Annotated in this window: 18 protein-coding genes; 7 read left to right on the top strand and 11 right to left on the bottom strand. The window is 57.4% G+C overall.

The window, feature by feature from the left end; all coding sequences use genetic code 11:
- Complete coding sequence (gene acpT / locus O1722_RS01270) at window positions 1-594, top strand: 4'-phosphopantetheinyl transferase AcpT (RefSeq protein WP_017384106.1); 594 nt, start codon at window positions 1-3, stop codon at window positions 592-594.
- On the opposite strand, the gene arnF is transcribed toward acpT, so the two are convergent.
- The 8 genes from arnF to O1722_RS01230 form a co-directional block, all read right to left on the bottom strand.
- Window positions 566-949 (bottom strand): 4-amino-4-deoxy-L-arabinose-phosphoundecaprenol flippase subunit ArnF, encoded by a 384-nt coding sequence (gene arnF, locus O1722_RS01265; RefSeq protein WP_017693827.1) that lies wholly within the window; start codon window positions 947-949, stop codon window positions 566-568. The genes acpT and arnF overlap by 29 nt on opposite strands.
- Window positions 946-1269, bottom strand: coding sequence for a 4-amino-4-deoxy-L-arabinose-phosphoundecaprenol flippase subunit ArnE (arnE, locus tag O1722_RS01260; RefSeq protein WP_015571497.1), 324 nt, complete (start codon window positions 1267-1269; stop codon window positions 946-948). The genes arnF and arnE overlap by 4 nt, the downstream gene beginning before the upstream one ends.
- Window positions 1269-2912 carry a lipid IV(A) 4-amino-4-deoxy-L-arabinosyltransferase gene (gene arnT, locus O1722_RS01255; protein WP_015571498.1) on the bottom strand — a complete coding sequence of 548 codons (1644 nt, stop codon included), beginning with the start codon at window positions 2910-2912 and terminating at the stop codon, window positions 1269-1271. The genes arnE and arnT overlap by 1 nt, the downstream gene beginning before the upstream one ends.
- On the bottom strand, window positions 2909-3811 hold the full coding sequence (gene arnD, locus O1722_RS01250) for a 4-deoxy-4-formamido-L-arabinose-phosphoundecaprenol deformylase (RefSeq protein ID WP_032104187.1): 903 nt from the start codon (window positions 3809-3811) through the stop codon (window positions 2909-2911). Before arnD ends, arnT begins: the two co-directional genes overlap by 4 nt.
- Window positions 3808-5790, bottom strand: coding sequence for a bifunctional UDP-4-amino-4-deoxy-L-arabinose formyltransferase/UDP-glucuronic acid oxidase ArnA (arnA, locus tag O1722_RS01245; RefSeq protein WP_033488086.1), 1983 nt, complete (start codon window positions 5788-5790; stop codon window positions 3808-3810). Before arnA ends, arnD begins: the two co-directional genes overlap by 4 nt.
- The gene (arnC, locus tag O1722_RS01240) at window positions 5787-6770 is read right to left on the bottom strand and encodes an undecaprenyl-phosphate 4-deoxy-4-formamido-L-arabinose transferase (protein WP_017384101.1); all 984 of its coding nucleotides are present in this window, start codon (window positions 6768-6770) and stop codon (window positions 5787-5789) included. The genes arnA and arnC overlap by 4 nt, the downstream gene beginning before the upstream one ends.
- Window position 6771: 1 nt before the next feature.
- The gene (gene arnB / locus O1722_RS01235) at window positions 6772-7911 is read right to left on the bottom strand and encodes a UDP-4-amino-4-deoxy-L-arabinose aminotransferase (RefSeq protein ID WP_033488087.1); all 1140 of its coding nucleotides are present in this window, start codon (window positions 7909-7911) and stop codon (window positions 6772-6774) included.
- Between the two features lie 324 nt (window positions 7912-8235).
- Window positions 8236-8742, bottom strand: a complete 507-nt coding sequence (locus tag O1722_RS01230; protein WP_017384099.1) for a phenolic acid decarboxylase — start codon at window positions 8740-8742, stop codon at window positions 8236-8238.
- A gap of 99 nt (window positions 8743-8841) precedes the next feature.
- Between O1722_RS01230 and O1722_RS01225 the strand changes: the two genes are divergently transcribed.
- The 3 genes from O1722_RS01225 (at window position 8842) to O1722_RS01215 (ending at window position 11319) form a co-directional block, all read left to right on the top strand.
- A complete protein-coding gene (locus O1722_RS01225; protein ID WP_032669019.1) occupies window positions 8842-9723 on the top strand; it encodes a LysR family transcriptional regulator in 882 nt (293 codons plus the stop codon).
- Window positions 9724-9755: 32 nt separating this feature from the next.
- Window positions 9756-10550 carry an SDR family NAD(P)-dependent oxidoreductase gene (locus tag O1722_RS01220; RefSeq protein WP_032649780.1) on the top strand — a complete coding sequence of 265 codons (795 nt, stop codon included), beginning with the start codon at window positions 9756-9758 and terminating at the stop codon, window positions 10548-10550.
- Window positions 10551-10656: 106 nt separating this feature from the next.
- Window positions 10657-11319 carry an HAD family hydrolase gene (locus tag O1722_RS01215; protein WP_003861228.1) on the top strand — a complete coding sequence of 221 codons (663 nt, stop codon included), beginning with the start codon at window positions 10657-10659 and terminating at the stop codon, window positions 11317-11319.
- A 60-nt stretch (window positions 11320-11379) separates the two neighbouring features.
- Here the strand turns inward: O1722_RS01215 and O1722_RS01210 are convergent, their stop codons facing one another.
- Window positions 11380-12405, bottom strand: coding sequence for a TerC/Alx family metal homeostasis membrane protein (locus O1722_RS01210; RefSeq protein WP_015571505.1), 1026 nt, complete (start codon window positions 12403-12405; stop codon window positions 11380-11382).
- A gap of 328 nt (window positions 12406-12733) precedes the next feature.
- Between O1722_RS01210 and O1722_RS01205 the strand changes: the two genes are divergently transcribed.
- Window positions 12734-14068, top strand: a complete 1335-nt coding sequence (locus O1722_RS01205; protein WP_033488088.1) for an MFS transporter — start codon at window positions 12734-12736, stop codon at window positions 14066-14068.
- A gap of 36 nt (window positions 14069-14104) precedes the next feature.
- On the opposite strand, the gene O1722_RS01200 is transcribed toward O1722_RS01205, so the two are convergent.
- On the bottom strand, window positions 14105-14842 hold the full coding sequence (locus tag O1722_RS01200) for an IclR family transcriptional regulator (RefSeq protein ID WP_032674096.1): 738 nt from the start codon (window positions 14840-14842) through the stop codon (window positions 14105-14107).
- 169 nt (window positions 14843-15011) lie between these two features.
- Here O1722_RS01200 and O1722_RS01195 point away from each other — a divergent pair, with 169 nt between their 5' ends.
- Together O1722_RS01195 and O1722_RS01190 are read left to right on the top strand one after the other, a co-directional pair.
- Entirely contained in the window at window positions 15012-15704 is a 693-nt protein-coding gene (locus O1722_RS01195; protein WP_022649701.1) for an RraA family protein, read from the top strand.
- Window positions 15704-16648: a hydroxyacid dehydrogenase gene (locus tag O1722_RS01190; protein WP_033488089.1), complete on the top strand. Its 945-nt coding sequence runs from the start codon at window positions 15704-15706 to the stop codon at window positions 16646-16648. Before O1722_RS01195 ends, O1722_RS01190 begins: the two co-directional genes overlap by 1 nt.
- Window positions 16649-16678: 30 nt before the next feature.
- On the opposite strand, the gene O1722_RS01185 is transcribed toward O1722_RS01190, so the two are convergent.
- Window positions 16679-17875, bottom strand: a complete 1197-nt coding sequence (locus O1722_RS01185; RefSeq protein WP_058686512.1) for a BaiN/RdsA family NAD(P)/FAD-dependent oxidoreductase — start codon at window positions 17873-17875, stop codon at window positions 16679-16681.
- Window positions 17876-18045 lie beyond the last annotated feature (170 nt).

The following is an 18045-nucleotide window of genomic DNA, read 5'->3' as shown; positions in this document are numbered from 1 at the left end:
ATGTACCAGTTTGTACTGGGAAAGATCTCCACCCTTAGCGCGGACCCGCTGGCGTCAACGCTCGCAGACATGGCACCTCAGGGTGCACGACACGCTTCCTGGCTTGCAGGCCGGACGCTGCTCGCCAGAACCTTATCCCCCTCACCGCTTCCCGAGATAATTTACGGCGAGCAGGGAAAACCGGCCTTCGCTAACGGCCATCCTCTGTGGTTTAACCTGAGCCACAGCGGGGACGACATTGCCCTGCTGATGAGCGATGAAGGTGAAGTGGGCTGCGATATCGAAGTGATCCGCCCGCGGGAGAACTGGCAGGCGCTGGCGAATGCCGTTTTCAGCCTCACCGAACATGACGAGCTGGAACGTGAAGCGCCGGAAGAGCAGCTTTCCGCATTCTGGCGCATCTGGACGCGCAAAGAGGCGATCGTCAAACAGCGTGGCGGCAGCGCGTGGCAGATTGTCAGTATTGACAGCACCGCCCAGCCTCTCCCGGTCAGTCAGCTACGCTTCGGCTCGCTGAGCCTGGCGGTCTGTACCCCTACGCCTTTCACCTTAACGGCGGAAGCGGTTACTTACTCCGGTATTTCTGCGGCATAAAAATGACCAACACACCGAGTATAATCAAGCCGACGCCCGCCAGCCCGCGCCAGGAAAAGTATTCTCCCCAGCCGGGCAGTAAAATTGCAGCACTCCACACCAGGATGTAACTGAGGCTCAGCAAGGCATACGCTTTGCTGAGCGCCATACGATGCAATGCCAGATACCAGCAGCCCATTGAGGCGCAATAGCCTGTCAGCCCCAGCATCAGCGCGCCCGTACCGGGGGCTATATGCCAGAGGGCTGCCCAGAAAGCGTCGCTCATCGGGGGCAGCGTCACCATTGCATGACGCAGCAGCAGCTGCGCCACGCTGACTAACACTACGCTGCATAACGCCCAACACGCACCGTTCACAGGCTTCCTCCCAGCAAAATAACCCCGACGATAATCAACCCGACGCCCAGCCAGTGACGTAGCGGGACAGGCTCATGCCAGACGATTTTTGCCGCCAGCGTTACCCAGACAAAGTTAAGGCTCAGCATGGGGTACGCCACCCCGACGGGTAGATGCTGCAATACCACCAGCCAGGCAACCATCCCGCCACCCAGCATCAGCAGGGCCAGCCCAAGCCACAGGGCGACCTGCTGACCGCCGCCTGCCCGGGTCGCCTGTTTCTGGCACAGTTGACCTGCGCAGCTCAACAGGCTTGCCAGCACCAGCCAGATCCAGGCCATCACTGCGGCAGATATTGCAGGTAAGCCAGACGCCCCTGAATCGTCAGGTTGTCCGGTTTTGGCAGCCCGGCGCGGGCCAGGTCGTCGTTTTTCGACAGCAGGATCACCAGCGACACCGGTCCCTGCTGACGATGCGCTTCAAGCCAGTGCGCGATATCATCTTTGCTCACAAAACGCCCCTTAGCGTCCGGATAATCCAGGCCGTATTTCAGCTCACCGCTCTGCCCATACAAAATGATGTCATTACGCTGAAGCTCCCACGCCAGCCCGGAGGCTATACCAACGTTGTTCGCCAGGACGAATTTACTCATCTGCAATGGCTCGCGAACGGAATCCACCAGCGACTGCGGCTGTTTGGAATCCACTACCCGGTCCGGGATCGCAAAACCCACCAGCAGGGCCAGCCCGGCAGGGCAAAGCGCCGCCAGCCACCAGCGCTGCGGATTTTTAAGGGTAAACCAGCCCACCGAGGCCCAGACCAGAAACGCCACCACGGCACAGAAGACTTTGTACAATTCGACCGGTGTCCAGACCGGATGTTTAGCAAGCCCCCATGGCGATACCACCAGCGCCGCCAGCATGCCAAGCACGCCAAACGCGATATTGATCCCACCGTTAATACGTAACGCTTTTTCGGCGACGGTGCAGGCGTAGCGCGCCATCAGGATCGCCAGCGGCGCAAAGCACGGCAGGATATAGGTCGGCAGCTTGCCTTTGGCGATGCTGAAGAACAGCAGCGGCATCACTATCCAGCCCAGCAGATAAAGCCCCGCCCTCTCGTTTTCTCTGTCTCGCCATCCCAGGCGCAGCGAGCCCGGCAGCATCGCCAGCCACGGCAGACTTCCCGCGATGAGGAACGGCAGATAGTACCAGAACGGCGCTTTATGCTGGGCATCGCTCCGGGCAAAGCGCTGGATATGCTCCACCCAGAAGAAGTAACGCCAGAAATCGGGTTCACGCTGAGCGATTGCCAGCCCCCAGGGCAGGACGATAAGTACGCAGCTGAGGATCGCCAGCCAGCCGAAAACCAGCACCTCCTTCCAGCGTCGTTGCGCAATCACCCACGGCAGCACGCCAATCACCGGTACCGCCAGCGCCAGGAAGCCTTTGGTCATGACGCCCATGCCGCAGGCCAGCCCCAGCAGAATGTAGCCCCCCGCTTTTCCGGCTATCGTTTTCGCCTGCGAAGCCAGCCAGAAGCTGCACATAGCCGCCACCAGCCAGAGGGTGATAATGGGATCCAGCACGGCGTAGGTGCCGATGCCATAGACCAGGAACAGGGTTAAGAAGATCAGGCCGGAGAAGATCGCCACCCGCTTATCCTGCCAGAGACGCCAGGCCAGCCAGATCACCAGCAGCGCCGTCAGCCCGGTGCAGAATATCGCCCCCGCGCGAACGGCAAAATTGGTGTGTCCAAATAGCCATTGCCCGATGCTGTTCACCCAGTAACCGGCAATGGGTTTTTCAAAGTAACGCAGCCCGAGGAAATGCGGGACCACCCAATCGCCGGAGGCCAGCATTTCGCGGCTGATTTCCGCATAGCGCGTCTCATCTGGCTGCCATAACAGGCGAAGGTTGACCGGAAGGAGGTAGTAAACGACAAACAGGGCGAGAAGCGTCAGGCCATAGCGGGCTGTTTTCATAGTGCCGGGCTCACGGTTTGTTGATAGCCAAGCCAGCCTTCCCGGCCAGCCATTTCACGACGGACGATTTTTCCCAGGGGCAGCGTGCCAGGATCGTCCGGCAACAGCTGGCTTAACGGGCAGAACTGAATGCCCTCCTGCGCCGCCAGCGCAAGCAACGCGTCAAAATCCTGCTGATACGCAATGCCTTCCACTTCGGCATGGATGGTATAAACCGGCGTACCGGCATCGCGGTGCATCGCATCCAGAATGTAACGGTTGAACCTGTCGGCACTCACCTCGCGCCCGACCACTTCATCCCACGTCGGAAGAGTGACCGGAATCTGCACCGTGCCGGTTCGGTTTTCCCCCAGCAGCGGTAAAAACGGTCCGGTGCCCCGGCAATCGCTGTTGTAGCGAAAGGCAAAGTGTTCTTTGGCCTTCACCACGCGCTGGTCGGCCCGCCATCCCGCCACGGCGGAACAGCGCACAGGCTGGCCGGTAATGGCTTCCAGCTCCAGCACGCCGCGCTCAACCTCACGCGCCAGGCGGGGGATATCCCACACGCCCGCCCAGGCCTGCCAGGCATGGTGATCCCAGGCGTGCAGCCCCACTTCATGATGCTGCGCGGCCTTGCAGATGATCGCTTCATTTTCCGCGCCGATGCGCCTGCCGGGCCATGCGGTTCCGGCCAGCAGGATATCCCAGCCGTAGAGCGATGCCGCGCGCGAGCGCAGCATTTTGAACAGAAAGGCCGGTTTAACCAGGCGCCACAGGTGACGCCCCATGTTGTCTGGCCCGACGCTGAAGAAAATGCTGGCACGCACGTCGTGCTTGCTCAGCAACTCCAGCAGCCGCGGCACACCCTCGCGCGTGCCGCGAAAGGTGTCGACGTCAATGCGTAAACCGACCTTTTTCATGATGCCTGTTCCGACAGCTCCACGGTGCGCAGGAAGAAGTCGAGCGTTTCATCAATGGTCTGCTCCATCTTCACCGTCGGCGTCCAGTTCAGGCAGCGCTTCGCATTGCGGATGCTCGGCTTGCGGTGCTCAACGTCCTGATAACCCTTGCCGTAGTAGCTGCTGCTCTCCACTTCGCGGAAACCGGCAAACGGCGGGAACTGGCTGCGCAGCGGGTGACGTTCAAAGCTTGCCAGCAGCATTTCCGCCAGCTCGCGGATGCTCGCTTCGTTGTCCGGGTTACCGATGTTGATGATCTCTCCGTTACAGCGGCCGTCTTTGTTTTCGATGATGCGGAACAGCGCTTCAATACCGTCGCTGATATCGGTGAAGCAACGTTTCTGTTTGCCACCTTCAATCAGCTTAATGGGCGAACCTTCCACCAGGTTGAGGATCAGCTGGGTGATGGCGCGGGAGCTGCCGATACGCGCGGCGTTCAGGTTGTCCAGGCGCGGCCCCATCCAGTTAAACGGACGGAACAGGGTAAAGCGTAGCCCCTCTTTCTCGCCGTAGGCCCAAATCACGCGATCCAGCAGCTGCTTGGAGACGGAGTAGATCCAGCGCTGCTTGTTAATCGGCCCGACCACCAGACTGGAGGTGTCTTCATCGAAGTTATTGTCGGTACACATGCCGTACACTTCCGACGTCGACGGGAAGATGATGCGCTTATCGTATTTCACGCAGTCGCGGATAATCTTCAGGTTCTCTTCGAAATCGAGTTCGAACACGCGCAGCGGGTTACGGGTGTATTCAATCGGGGTGGCAATCGCCACCAGCGGCAGCACCACGTCACATTTTTTGATGTGGTACTCGATCCATTCGGAATGGATGCTGATGTCCCCTTCAACGAAGTGGAAACGGGGATTAGTGAGGAATCGACCGATCGCATCGGATCCGATATCGAGACCGTAGATCTCGTAATTGTCGTCTTCCAGCAGCCGTTCGGTCAGATGGTTACCGATAAACCCGTTTACGCCGAGGATTAAGACGCGTGTGCGGCGTTTGATCGCCACCACCGGCGCGCTGGTGATCAGCGCCCCCGCCACCAGCCCCAGAGACTGCGCCAGCTGCGCCCCCTGCACGTACAGCCCGTTATCCGTTTGTCCGGTGACGATCTCCAGCGCCTGCTCGCCGCAGCTCACAATCAGCGGAGAGACGGAGACGACGGTGCCCGGTTTTGCCGCCGGAATGTCCTCACGCACGCGGGATTTCCAGACGATAAATTTACTGACCCCGGCGAAGCTGTACGCGCCCGGCCACGGGTCGGTCACGGCGCGCACTAGGTTATGCAGCTGACGCGCCGGTTTCGCCCAGTCCAGTCGCCCGTCCTCCGGCGTGCGGCGACCAAAACTGCTTGCCTTGCTTTCGTCCTGCGCGGTTTCGGTAAAAGTCCCCTGACGGATCGTCGGCAGCGCGTCGCGAAGCAGGCTTTGCGCGGCGATGCAGAGCTTGTGGTGCAGCTCCAGCGCCGTTTCATCAGCGCCAATGCCCACTTTCAGCTGTGCCACGATACCGCCCGCATCGGCACGGCGTACCATTTTGTGCAGCGTTACGCCGGTTTCCATTTCACCGTTAACCAGCGCCCAGTTCAGCGGCGCACGGCCACGGTAGGCAGGCAGCAGCGAGCCGTGCAGGTTAAATGCGCCTTTTGTCGCCACGCTCAGGATGTCGTCGCAAAGCAGATTGCGGTAGTAGAAAGAGAAAATCACGTCCGGCGCAAGCTTCTGAATACGATCCACCCACAGCGGATGGTTCACATCGTCCGGGGCGTAAACCGGAATACCGTGTTCAGCCGCAATACGCGCCACCGAGCCGAAGAAGTGGTTTTCCCCGGCAACATCCGGATGGGTGAAGATGGCGGTAATGTCGAAGCCTGCGTCCAGCAAGGCTTGCGTGCCCGTGCAACCCATATCGTGATAGGCAAAGACGACGGTTTTCATGGGTGGTTTTCCTCTTGAGATGCCAGGTGCTCCTGACGGACAACACGTTGAATAAAATAGCGCGGACGCGCGCGAACATCGTTGTAAATACGGCCAATGTACTCACCCAGCAGACCCATACCGATGAACTGGGCGCCAATGAACGTGAACAGCACGGCAAACAGCATAAAGACCCCTTCCGCCGCCCACTGGGGACCAAAGACCAGCCGCAGAACGACCAGCAGAACGGAAAGCGCAAACCCGGCCAGCGCGATAACGCTGCCGAACACGCTCAACAGGCGCAGTGGCGTGGTGGTCAGGCAGGTGATCAGGTCGTACATCAGGTTGATGAGACGCATGAAGCTGTACTTTGACTCCCCGTGCTCGCGCTCGGCGTGCAGCACCGGGATCTCCGTCGCTTTACGGGCAAAGGTGTTCGCCAGAATCGGAATGAAGGTGCTGCGCTCGTGGCAGTGCAGCATGGCGTCGACGATGTGGCGGCGATAGGCGCGCAGCATGCAGCCGTAGTCGCCCATCGCTTTACCGGTGGTGCGCTGGATCAGACGGTTGATGGTGCGAGACGCCAGCTTACGGAACAGGCTGTCCTGGCGGTTTTGCCGCACGGTGCCGACCACGTCGTAGCCTTCGTCGGCTTTGGCGACCAGACGCGGGATCTCTTCAGGCGGGTTTTGCAGATCAGCATCCAGGGTAATCACCAGATCTCCCGTAACGTGGCTGAACCCGGCCATAATTGCCGAGTGCTGGCCGTAGTTACGGTTGAGCAGTACGGCAACAATGTGGCTGCCCTCCGCCTGCGCGGCGTCGGTCAGCATCCGCGCGGAATTGTCGCTGCTGCCGTCGTCCACCAGCAGAATTTCATAAGCTTTGCCGAGCGTCTCGCAGGCGGCAGTCGTGCGGCGGATCAGTTCCGGCAGGCTCTCCTGCTCGTTATAGACCGGGATCACCACGGAAACTTTTTGTACAGGCGGCGCACTGAACATATCAATGTCCTGCAAGCTGATGGAGCGCGGTAATGACGCGGGTTGTGTCGTCATGGGTCATGTCCGGGAAAAGAGGGAGAGAACAAATACGCGCGCTGTTCCATTCAGAGTTCGGAAGCGACACATCAGGGAAACGCTCGCGGTAGTATTTTTGCGTATGTGCCGCACGGAAATGCAGGCCCGTACCGATGCCCTGCTCCTTCAGCGCGGTCATCAGGGCATCACGCGAGAGGCCGCACCGGGCCTCATCCACGCGAATGATAAACAGGTGCCAGGCGTGCAGATGCGGCCAGGACGGAATGCGCAGCGGCTGGAAAGGGGTATCCGAGAGTTCAAGCAGGTAGCGGTCGGCAATGTCGCGACGGCGCCTGTTGGCTTCGCCCAGCTTGCCGAGCTGCACCAGCGCCAGCGCGGCGTTGATATCCGCGAGGTTGTATTTAAAACCCGGGGTGATGACCTCGGCCTGCGGCGCGCGGCCATGGGTCTGGCGGTCATAGGCATCAACGCCCAGACCGTGGAACTTCAGGCTACGGATGTTTTGCGCCAGCTGCTCGTCATCCGTCACCACCAGCCCACCTTCGGCGCAGGTCATGTTTTTGATGGCGTGGAAGGAGAATATTGCGGTGCCCCGCCAGCCTACATGACGGCTGTGGTAGTACGTTCCGGCGGCATGGGCCGCGTCTTCAATGACAGGAATACCGTGACGTTCACCGACGGCGCGGATGGCGTCAATATCGCACGGCGCGCCCGCATAATGAACCGGCACAATGGCTTTGGTGCGAGGCGTAACGGCGGCGTCGACCGCTTCAGGCGTCACCATCAGCGTGTCTCTGTCGACGTCGATCATCACCGGTATGGCACCCAGCAGCACGATCATATTCAGCGTCGATACCCAGGTCAGGGAGGGCGTAATCACCTCATCGCCGGGACCAATCCCCATCGCCATCAGGGTGACGTGCATCCCCGCCGTGGCAGAGGAGACGGCAATCGCATGACGGTTTCCCGTCAGCGTACAGAACGCCTCTTCAAGCATCTGATTTTTCGGCCCGGTGGTGATCCAGCCGGAGGTTACTACCTCCTGTACCGCGGCGATTTCCTCCGCGCCCATTGAGGGCCGGGAAAAAGGCAAAAAATCACGCATTATTAATTTCCTTGAGTTATGCATGGCAACTTTTTGATATTAACCAAATGCCGATGCGTTTATTTCAACGAACCATAAACTCATCTCAAGGTAACGTTCATTTCTTAGGGAAAAATTAAGATGGTGATAAAAAGGAGGGGTGAATTGATATAAATTCATTATTAAACAATGGGTTAAGTAATTATAAATTATTTATTATGTGATTCCGCTCACCGTATTAAAGTCAATTATCTAAACCAAACATCAACAAATAAAAAAATCCCCGACCATTTCCAATAAATATGAAATAAGTCGGGAACTTTTCTTTTTAGTTAATTGTCGCGCTTATTTTAAATTATCAGGAAAGTTTTTTGGCAACTCGCTGGCCGCGCACGCAATAACGCTATCGTCATTCGCACCGCAGTCGCGCACGAAGGTGATGGTGGCAAATTCATCAATCACTTCGGTTGGATACGCTGGCCCGGCATCACGGTAGCTATTCATCAGTGGAATGTGATCGTTCTGGAAGCAGACGGTTTTCTCCGGATTATTCATGACCCAGCGCGGGAAGAAGATGGTGCCGTGGAACAGGCTGTCGCCCAGGTTCACGATCAGGCTCACGTCGGTACCGGTTGGCTCCGTCCAGGAAATTTTATAGATGCTCTCCCCAACACGAACAATGTAGGCCTGCTGATCTTTCACCCAACGGTTGCCCACCAGACCGCTGTGAATACGGTAGTCCAGGGTGTTTTCGTTTTTAACGTAAATTTCGTAGTTCCAGCCATTATCGTAGGTATATACCAGATGTTTGCCGACGAAGCCGCTTAAATCATGTTTATCGAAGGTGCTCATACGATGTCTCCTTTGTTTTGATGAGACGATCGTACCCCTTCAAAAAATGAATGAATAACGCTATGTTTGAATCAAATTCATCCAAAATTTAGATTAATTATGCACAAGACGACGCTCGAACAGTGGGCCTTGCTGGAGAGAGTCATCGAGGCTGGCAGCTTCGCTAAGGCGGCGGAAGAAACCCACCGCAGCCAGTCCTCGGTCAGCTATAACCTGTCGCTGTTGCAGGAGCGGCTGGGCGTGGCGCTCCTGATGACAGAGGGACGGCGTGCCGTGCTGACACCGGCGGGTGAGCTGTTGCTGAATCAGGTTAAACCGCTGCTGAAAGCCTTCGCCTATGTTGAAACGCGCGCTGCGACCCTGCGCAGCGGGATGCGAACCCGTATCGACCTGATGGTAGACAGTATTTTTCCGCGCAGCCGGCTGTTCGCGATTTTGCGCCAGTTTCAGCAGCTGTACCCGCAAACGCAGGTGCGGCTTACCGAGGTGCTGGAAAACAGCCGCGCGGATGCGCTCAATGATGAAGCCGACGTGATGGTCTTAACCCGCCGCCAGGACATTACCGGCCTGGGCGAATGGCTGATGAATATCGATTTTGTTGCCGTCGCGCATCACGCTCACCCGCTGTTTGCGCTGGATACACCGCTTAACGACGAGATGCTACGACCGTGGCCGCGCATTCAGATCGCAGACAGCCAGCCCACCGCTCACCCCATCGGGGAGTCGTGGACCTTCTCCACCATCGATGCCGCGATCGAAGCGGTGATGTATCAGGTTGGATACGGCTGGTTACCGGAAGAACGCATTCAGACCCCGCTCCAGCAGGGCATCCTTAAAACGCTGCCGCTCAGCCACGGCGTACGTCGCGCCACGCCGCTGCACCTCATCGTCAAACGCTCCCTCAGCCCGCTGGACGAGCAGGTTGAGACGCTGTTGCGCCTTTTTAAACAGGAGCCATCATCGTCAAGTGCTACGCTTTAAGTTTTGAACCATAAGATGACAAGGAGCGAATGATGAAAATTGATTTAACGGGGAAAGTAGCGCTGGTGACCGCGTCCACCGGCGGTATTGGGTTTGCCATCGCCCGCGGGCTGGCGGAGAGCGGTGCGGAAGTGATCGTGAACGGGCGCAGCGTCGACTCGGTGAACAAAGGCATTCAGGCGCTACAGCAGGTGGTGCCGGGCGTACAGGTCCGTGCCGCCATCGCCGATCTGAGCTCGCAGGAGGGCGTTGACGAACTGCTCAGGGTTGCCACGCACGTCGATATTCTGGTGAATAACGCCGGGATCTATGGCCAGCAGGATTTTTATTCCACCGACGACGAGACCTGGGAACGCTACTGGCAGACCAACGTGATGTCCGGCGTGCGCCTCTCCCGTGCCCTGCTGCCAGGCATGGTACAAAAGGGCTGGGGTCGGGTAGTGTTTATCTCGTCAGAATCGGCCTGCAATATTCCTGCGGATATGATCCACTATGGCGTGACAAAAACCGCCCAGCTCTCGCTGGCGCGCGGTCTGGCGAAGTTCGTGGCAGGCAGCGGCGTGACGGTGAACAGCGTGCTGCCGGGCCCGACAATGTCGGACGGTTTTGCCGCGATGATGAAAGACGAGATCGAAAGAACCGGTAAATCGCTGGAACAGCTGGCGAAAGAGTTCGTGATGGCAAATCGCCCCAGCTCGGTGATCCAGCGCGCCGCCACGGTGGAAGAAGTGGCAAATATGGTGGTATATGTCTGTTCCATGCAGGCCTCCGCGACTTCCGGCGCGGCGCTGCGCGTTGACGGCGGCGTGGTGGATGACATTGTTTGACCCGTCAGGCCACAGGTTCAGGAAAAAATGCGACCTGATATAAGGACTGTGAAGGTAAAGCAGGTAAACTAGTGAACAGAATGTGTATTTCAGCTAAGACGTATTTATGACCAATATGATTGCCGACGAAGCCGTGGCGAAGTCCAGCGTGCTCTCTGTCTTTGACTTTGATGGTACGTTGACGCACCACGACAGTTTTATCCCGTTCCTGCGCTTTGCCTTTGGCAAGCGCTACTTTGCTGGCCGACTGGTGCGCATGGCCCTGCCTACGCTGCACTGTGTGCGCCGCAAGCTGACGCGAGATGAGCTGAAAGAGGTGTTGATCAAAACCTTCCTGACGGGGGTGGATGAGCACTGGTTACGTCAGCAGGCGGAAGCCTTCTGTGAAAAATACTGGAACAAGCTGATGCGCCCGGAAGGTGTGCTGGCCGTCGCCAACGAGGTCAATTCCGGTGCGGAAGTGACGATTTGCTCTGCTTCCCCGGCGCTGGTATTGCAGCCGTGGGCCGATAAGCTCGGCATTAAGCTGATTGGCACGCAGCTGGAAGTGAAAGACGGCAAGCTGACCGGGCGGATCACCGGCCACAACTGCCGTTGTGCCCAGAAGGTGGCGAGGCTGGAGAAGGTGTATGGGGATTTGAACGCGTATCACCTGCGCGCCTGGGGCGACACGCGTGGCGACCACGAGTTGCTGGCGGCGGCGCAGGATCCGCACTGGCGGCATTTTCATCATCCGAGCAAGCGCCGAAATTCACCAATTAAGGGTTAGGTGCGGCCCGGTGCCCTCACCCCGGCCCTCTCCCACAGGGAGAGGGAGAAAAGCGGTACATCAGGCCTCACGTTTTCCCGGGAACATCACGCTCGCAATAATCCCCAGCGCCAGTACCCCCAGCACCACAAACAGGCTTGCCGTGGCGCCGATGTTATAACCGTGATGCCAGAAGTGGTCGGTCGCATTCAGCCCCAGCTTGAACGCCACGAAGAACAGCAGTAACACCACCGCTTTCTCCAGATGCACCAGATACTGCTTCAGCGCTTCCAGCACGAAGTAGAGGGTACGCAGGCCGAGGATCGCGAACATCATTGCGCTGTAGATGATCAGCGGCTCACGGCTGACGGCGATGATTGCGGGTACGGAATCGAAGGCGAACATCACGTCGGACAGCTCCACCACCGCGACGCAGAGCAGCAGCGGCGTCGCGTAGCGCTTCGCCTTCTTCACGCGGCCTACCATCACATCCTTGTTTTCAGGTTTCTCCAGTTCGGCATCCACCTCTTTCTGGGTCAGGATAAACGCATGGCTGCTGATTTTTGGCCACACCGGGTAGAAGCGTTTCACCAGGCGGTACGCCAGATGGTTGGAGTAATCTTCTACTTCATCGCTCTCTTCATTGCGTTTCAGCATCATCACCGCCGTCCAGCCGACGACCAGCGCAAAAATGACCTCAACATACGGTCCCAGGCTCAGCAGGCTGGTGCCAATGGCAACAAAAATACCGCGGAACACAATCGCCCCGAGTACGCCCCAGTAGAGCACGCGGTGACGATATCTATCCGGCACGCCAAACCAGGCGAAGATCGCCATCATCACAAACAGGTTGTCGACGGAGAGCACCTCTTCCAGCGCATAGCCGGTCAGGAACAGACTGGCCATCTCCGCGCCGTGGTGCACGTATAAGAATCCGGCGAAGGCCATCGCCATCATGACCCAGAAGATGGACCACATGACCGCGCTTTTCAGCGAGATCGGTTTATCGTGACGGTGCATGAAGAGGTCGATAAACATCGCCCCAACGGCCATCACCACGAAGACAACAACGGTTTCCGTCGGGAAACCGAGATGAGCAGCAGACATAGACAACCCTTTTAAGAAAACAAACCACAACACCATGCAGGCTGGCGTAAACCAGAAGTGAGAATGGGGGGACGTGTTATTCGCCTATACCCCACAAAACCGCAGCTCTGTGGCTGCGCAAGGTGTGTACTTTACCTCACAACGGGGGGTGGCGCATCTGTCGTTTCGGCTCATGACGTAAAGCCCGTTAACTGTGAGTCACGTCTTATTTACATCATTTAAACCTTCCATTAACTGGATAAAAAGAAGGCGCCGACGCTATAGTGGTTTTGTTTAATAAAACCGAGTTGTACCTGATAAAACAAAGAACAGACCCTGCGAGGAAAACATGACAGAACATATTCGTAATGGCGCTGCCGCCACTGAGGACATAGAAAGAGAGACTATGCGCAAGGTGATCTGGCGTATCCTCCCGTTTCTGATAGTCAGTTATCTGGTCTCTATTATCGATCGCGGCAATATCGGCATGGCTTCGCTACAGATGAATGAGGATCTCGGTCTCAGCAAAGCGGCGTTTGGCTTCGCCAGTAGCCTCTATTTCGTGGCGTATTTTCTGTTTGAAGTTCCAAGCAATCTGGCAATGCAGAAAGTTGGCGCACGTCTGTGGATCCCCCGCATTATGATCAGCTGGGGGGTGGTGTCCATGTGTATGGCACTGGTACAAAACACGACGTCGCTTTATATCGTGCGTTTTCTGCTGGGTGCTGCTGAGGCGGGCTTCTTCCCCGGCGTCGTACTCTTTCTGACCTGGTGGATCCCTTCCCGCTACCGTGCGCGAATTATCGCGTCCTTTATGGTCGCGATCCCGCTGGCCAATTTTATCGGCTCGCCGCTGTCCGGATTGATTCTGTCGCTGGATGGATGGCTGGGTCTGCGCGGCTGGCATCTGCTGTTTATCATTGAAGGTTTACCCGCCGTCCTGCTGGGTATTGCCGCCTGGTTTGTTCTTCGCGATCGTCCGCACCAGGCTAACTGGCTTAACGCGGAACAGAAAAAGTGGCTGGAAACGACGCTTGAAACCGAGCGTCAACAGCAAAAAAATATCGGACACCAGACGACATGGCAGCTGCTCAGGCATCGTCAAATCTGGCTGCTGGCGCTGATTTACGCAGGCGCGTCATCAGCGGGCACCACCATCAGCGTCTGGTCACCGCAGCTGCTGAAATCGTTCCACCTTGATAATCTGGAGACGGGTCTGTTCAATGCCATTCCTTACGGTCTGGCATCCGTACTGATGATTGTGTGGGGACGCAGTTCTGACCGAACCAATGAACGCCGCTGGCATACCGCTCTGACCCTTTTCATGATTGCCGCAGGTGTATTTGCCGCCTTTGTCAGCGTCTCTCTTTCCGCCACCATTGTTATCCTGAGCATCATGCTGATAGGGGCGTATTCAATGAAGGGGCCTTTCTGGGCGCTGGCGTCAGGCTGGATGAGCAGCACGTCGGCGGCTGCGGGGCTGGCTGCAATTGGCGCCATCGCTAACCTTATCGGCGGCGCGGTGATGGTCAACGCTTACGGTGTTATCAACGAACGGACGGGTAGCCACACGCTGGCCATGCTTCCTCTGGCGGCGTTATGCGTCGCGGGGGGTATCGCGGTGTTGGTGATGGGACGCCAGGCCCGCAGTGCTCCGTTGCATGAAAAGCAGATCACCCATTAGACACAACTAAAGCGGGACGCACGTCCCGCTTTATACTTAGAGACTCTCTTCCGCAGTATCCTGCGTTTCCCCATAAAACTGCTGGCAGAAAGGCTTACTGGCCCCCATTTTCTGCGACAGGCGGCTGGCGGTGGCATGCATTAGCTGGCTGATCCCCTGTTCACGGCGATCTTCAGTCAGTCTGGAGATGGGCCCGGTCAACGCCAGCGCCGCAATCAGCTTGTCATTGACGCCGAAGACGGGCATCGCGAACGCCGCGGTATGCGGGTCACGGGCGCCTGCGGTATAAAGTGGAACAGCGGGCTCCCCCTCTGGCAGCGCGTCATTAAGGCCCCAGTGGCGAAGCACTTTACTGATGGCAGAATCGTCCAGCGGAAACTGAGTACCCGGCAGATTGCTGTGACGCAACCCGTGCGATGCTTCTGCCCGGAACAGGCACAGACGTTGCCCGCCTTCTAACACATACCAGCTGGCGCTCTCCTGAGAGGCCTGTGATAACGCCTGAAGCTCAGGCTGCACCACCCGGGAAAGATGGAAAGATTGTTCGTAAAGTTTGCCAAGGTAAAGCAGACGTGGGCCAAGCGCATAATTGCCGTCATCATGCCTGACGACATAGTTCATTCGCTCAAGCGAATTCATTAACCGGTAAACCGTGGTTTTGTGATAACCCGATAGCTGCGCCAGCGCGGTCAGCGTCAGGCTCTCATCGCCGGGACGGAAGCAATCCAGTAAAGCCAGCGCCTTTTCGACCGCTACAACGCCTTCGTTACCCATCATCATCTCCTTTTCTGCTCGGCAGTGAGTGTACCTCAATTTTTGTGAGTCACTTCGTGTTTACATCACAAACGCCATCGCAGATCTGGCTAAAGGGAAAGCAACACCGCTATAGTTGTTTTGTATTGTACACCTGCATTGTACACAGTAAAACAATATGGAGGCATATATGTCCGTTTCTGAAAAATCATTGATTAATCGTCAGGTCGAACGCGTATCGGCTGAACAGGTTCACCAGGCTGCCGAATATCAGGCCGCCATTCTGGCGGATGTTGCCGGTCGCCGCGGTACATTGCATGGTCGTATCAAACCGCTCGCGCCTCACATGGCCGTTGCGGGCCCGGCAGTCACCGTGGAGGTGCGCCCGGGAGATAATCTGGCCATCCATGCCGCAATGGCCGTAGCACAGCCTGGCGATGTGTTGGTTGTTGACGGGAAAGGCGACCTGACCTGTGCGCTGCTCGGTGAGATTATGGCGACGCAGGCCCAGGCAAGCGGTATTGCGGGCATCATCATTGACGGGGCGGTACGTGATGCCGATACCCTGAGTAAAGGGCACTACCCCGTCTTCGCCGCCGGTCTTAACCCCTGTGGCCCGACAAAATCAATTCCTGGCCGGGTTAATCACCCCATCTCAATCGCTGGCGCAACGGTACGAGCCGGGGATCTGGTGGTCGCGGATATCGACGGCGTGGTGGTGATCCCGCGTGATGAAGTACAGGCCGTTATCGCCATGGCCAAAGGGAAACTCGAAACAGAGACCCGTCGTCTTGCTGCTATTCGTGAGGGTGATTTACGTCCACACTGGCTTAACGACGCGCTGCGTAAGGCGGGCATGTTATCTGACGGGGAGACATTGTAATGGAAGGCAAACGCGTTGTACTGGTCACGGGATGCGACCTGGCGGACCAGGCTGTCAACATGCTGCGAGACTTTGACGTGGTGTATGCCGGTCATCAGCCCACTGAAGATCAGCTGGTTACGCTGTGCGAACGGCACAATCCTGTGGCCATCCTGGTGCGTTACGGCAAAATAACCGCAAGGATCATGGATGCAGCCCCTGCATTACAGGTTATATCGAAACACGGAAGCGGCATTGACGTGATAGACCAGCCAGCGGCAGCGGCGCGTAATATCGCCGTTCGTTCTGCCCCTGGCGCCAATGCGGCAGCGGTTGCAGAACATACCTGGGCATTGATTCTTGCCTGTGCCAAATCCGTGGTCACCCTTGATAAACGCCTGCGTGACGGGCACTGGGATAAAGCCACGCACAAATCGATCGAGCTGGAAGGCAGGACGCTGGGGCTTATCGGTCTGGGGGCGATTGGCTCGCGGGTTGCGCTGGTGGGGCAGGCATTCGGCATGCAGGTTGTGGCGTATGATCCTTACGCTAAAACGATGCCTTCTGGTTGTGAACGGGCAAACACCTTACCCGACCTTTTATCCCGTGCCGATGTTATCTCCCTGCATTGCCCGCTCACTGACGACAACAGAGGAATGATCAACGCAGACACGCTCGCGCACTGTAAACGTAACGCGATTCTGGTGAACACGGCGCGCGGCGGGTTAATTAACGATGAAGCCCTGTTACACGCGCTAAAGGATGGTACCTTGCACAGCGCGGCACTCGACAGCTTTACCAGCGAGCCGCTGACCGCCCCGAACCTGTGGCAGACCGTCGATAACGTCATCATTTCGCCGCATATTGGCGGCGTCAGCGCAGCGTCATACATCAAGATGGGAACCGTGGCCGCCAGCAATATTCTGGAGGTTGTACGCCTGACTGACGACGCCGTCAGCCCCTAAAATGCAATGATGAATGACCGCGCCCGCTTGTCATTTACCCTCAGCGAGTGCCTGCGCGCATGCCCAGGCACTGGCCCACGCCCACTGGAAGTTATACCCGCCGAGCCAGCCGGTCACGTCCATCACTTCACCAATGAAATAAAGACCCGGCACGTTGCGGGCTTCCATCGTGCGGGATGAGAGTTCGTTTGTATCCACGCCGCCCAGCGTCACTTCCGCCGTGCGGTAGCCTTCGGTGCCGTTTGGCTGTACGCGCCAGTTCGTCAGCGTCTCCACCAGCGCTTCCTGCTCGCGGCTGTTGAGCTGCTTGAGCGCGACATCCGGAATTTGCCCTAACACCTGCAAGCACTCCACGAGACGCTTCGGCAGCTGCATCGCCAGGGTATTTTTCAGGCTTTGATTCGGGTGCGCAGCGCGTTGCTCGTTAAGGAAGGCGTCCAGATCGCAGTCCGGCACCAGATTTACGGAGACAAACTCCCCCGGCTGCCAGTAGCTGGAGATCTGCAATACCGCCGGTCCCGAGAGTCCGCGATGGGTAAAGAGCAGATTTTCGCGGAACACCGTGCCGTCTTCGGCCGTAATGACCGACGGCACAGACACGCCGGAGAGCGTCTGAAGCTGTTCCAGCAGGGGCTTATGCAGCGTGAACGGTACCAGCCCGGCGCGGGTGGGCAGTACCTTCAGGCCAAACTGCTCGGCAATTTTATAGCCGAACGGTGAAGCGCCCAGCCCCGGCATCGAGAGGCCCCCGCTGGCGATCACCAGGTTATCGGCGCTGACGGTTTCACCGTTGAGTTGCAGCGTGTAGCCCTCCTCGTCACGGGCGACGTCCAGCACTTCGGTGCGCAGGCGCATAACTACGCCGCCATTCTCGCACTCGGCCACCAGCATATCGACAATTTGCTGCGCGGAGTCGTCGCAGAACAGCTGCCCCAGCGTCTTCTCATGCCACGCGATACCGTGTTTACCCACCAGCTCGATAAAATCCCACTGGGTGTAGCGCGCCAGCGCAGATTTGCAAAAATGACGGTTTTGGCTCAAATAGGCCGCAGGCTCGACATAAAGATTAGTAAAGTTGCATCGCCCGCCGCCAGACATCAGGATCTTGCGGCCAGGCTTTTTTCCGTTATCCAGCAGCAGCACGCGACGACCCGCTTGTCCGGCCATCGCCGCACAAAACATACCCGCCGCACCGGCGCCAATTACTACGGCATCAAACCTTTCCACGTCAAAATCCTCTTCGTTAACTGCCGCGGATTGTAAAGTTTCCTCAGTGGTCGCACCAGCGTAAAAAGATATTACAAAGCCATTTCATTGATATTTAAAGATTATCCTTTCAGGCACATTTCTCAAATCAGGTGGTATGTCAAAAAAAGTCTATATTTCACTTTGCCCGT

The organism is Enterobacter cloacae complex sp. HYC003_NIDB (genome assembly GCF_056673375.1).
This window is presented reverse-complemented; position numbering and strand designations above follow the sequence as displayed.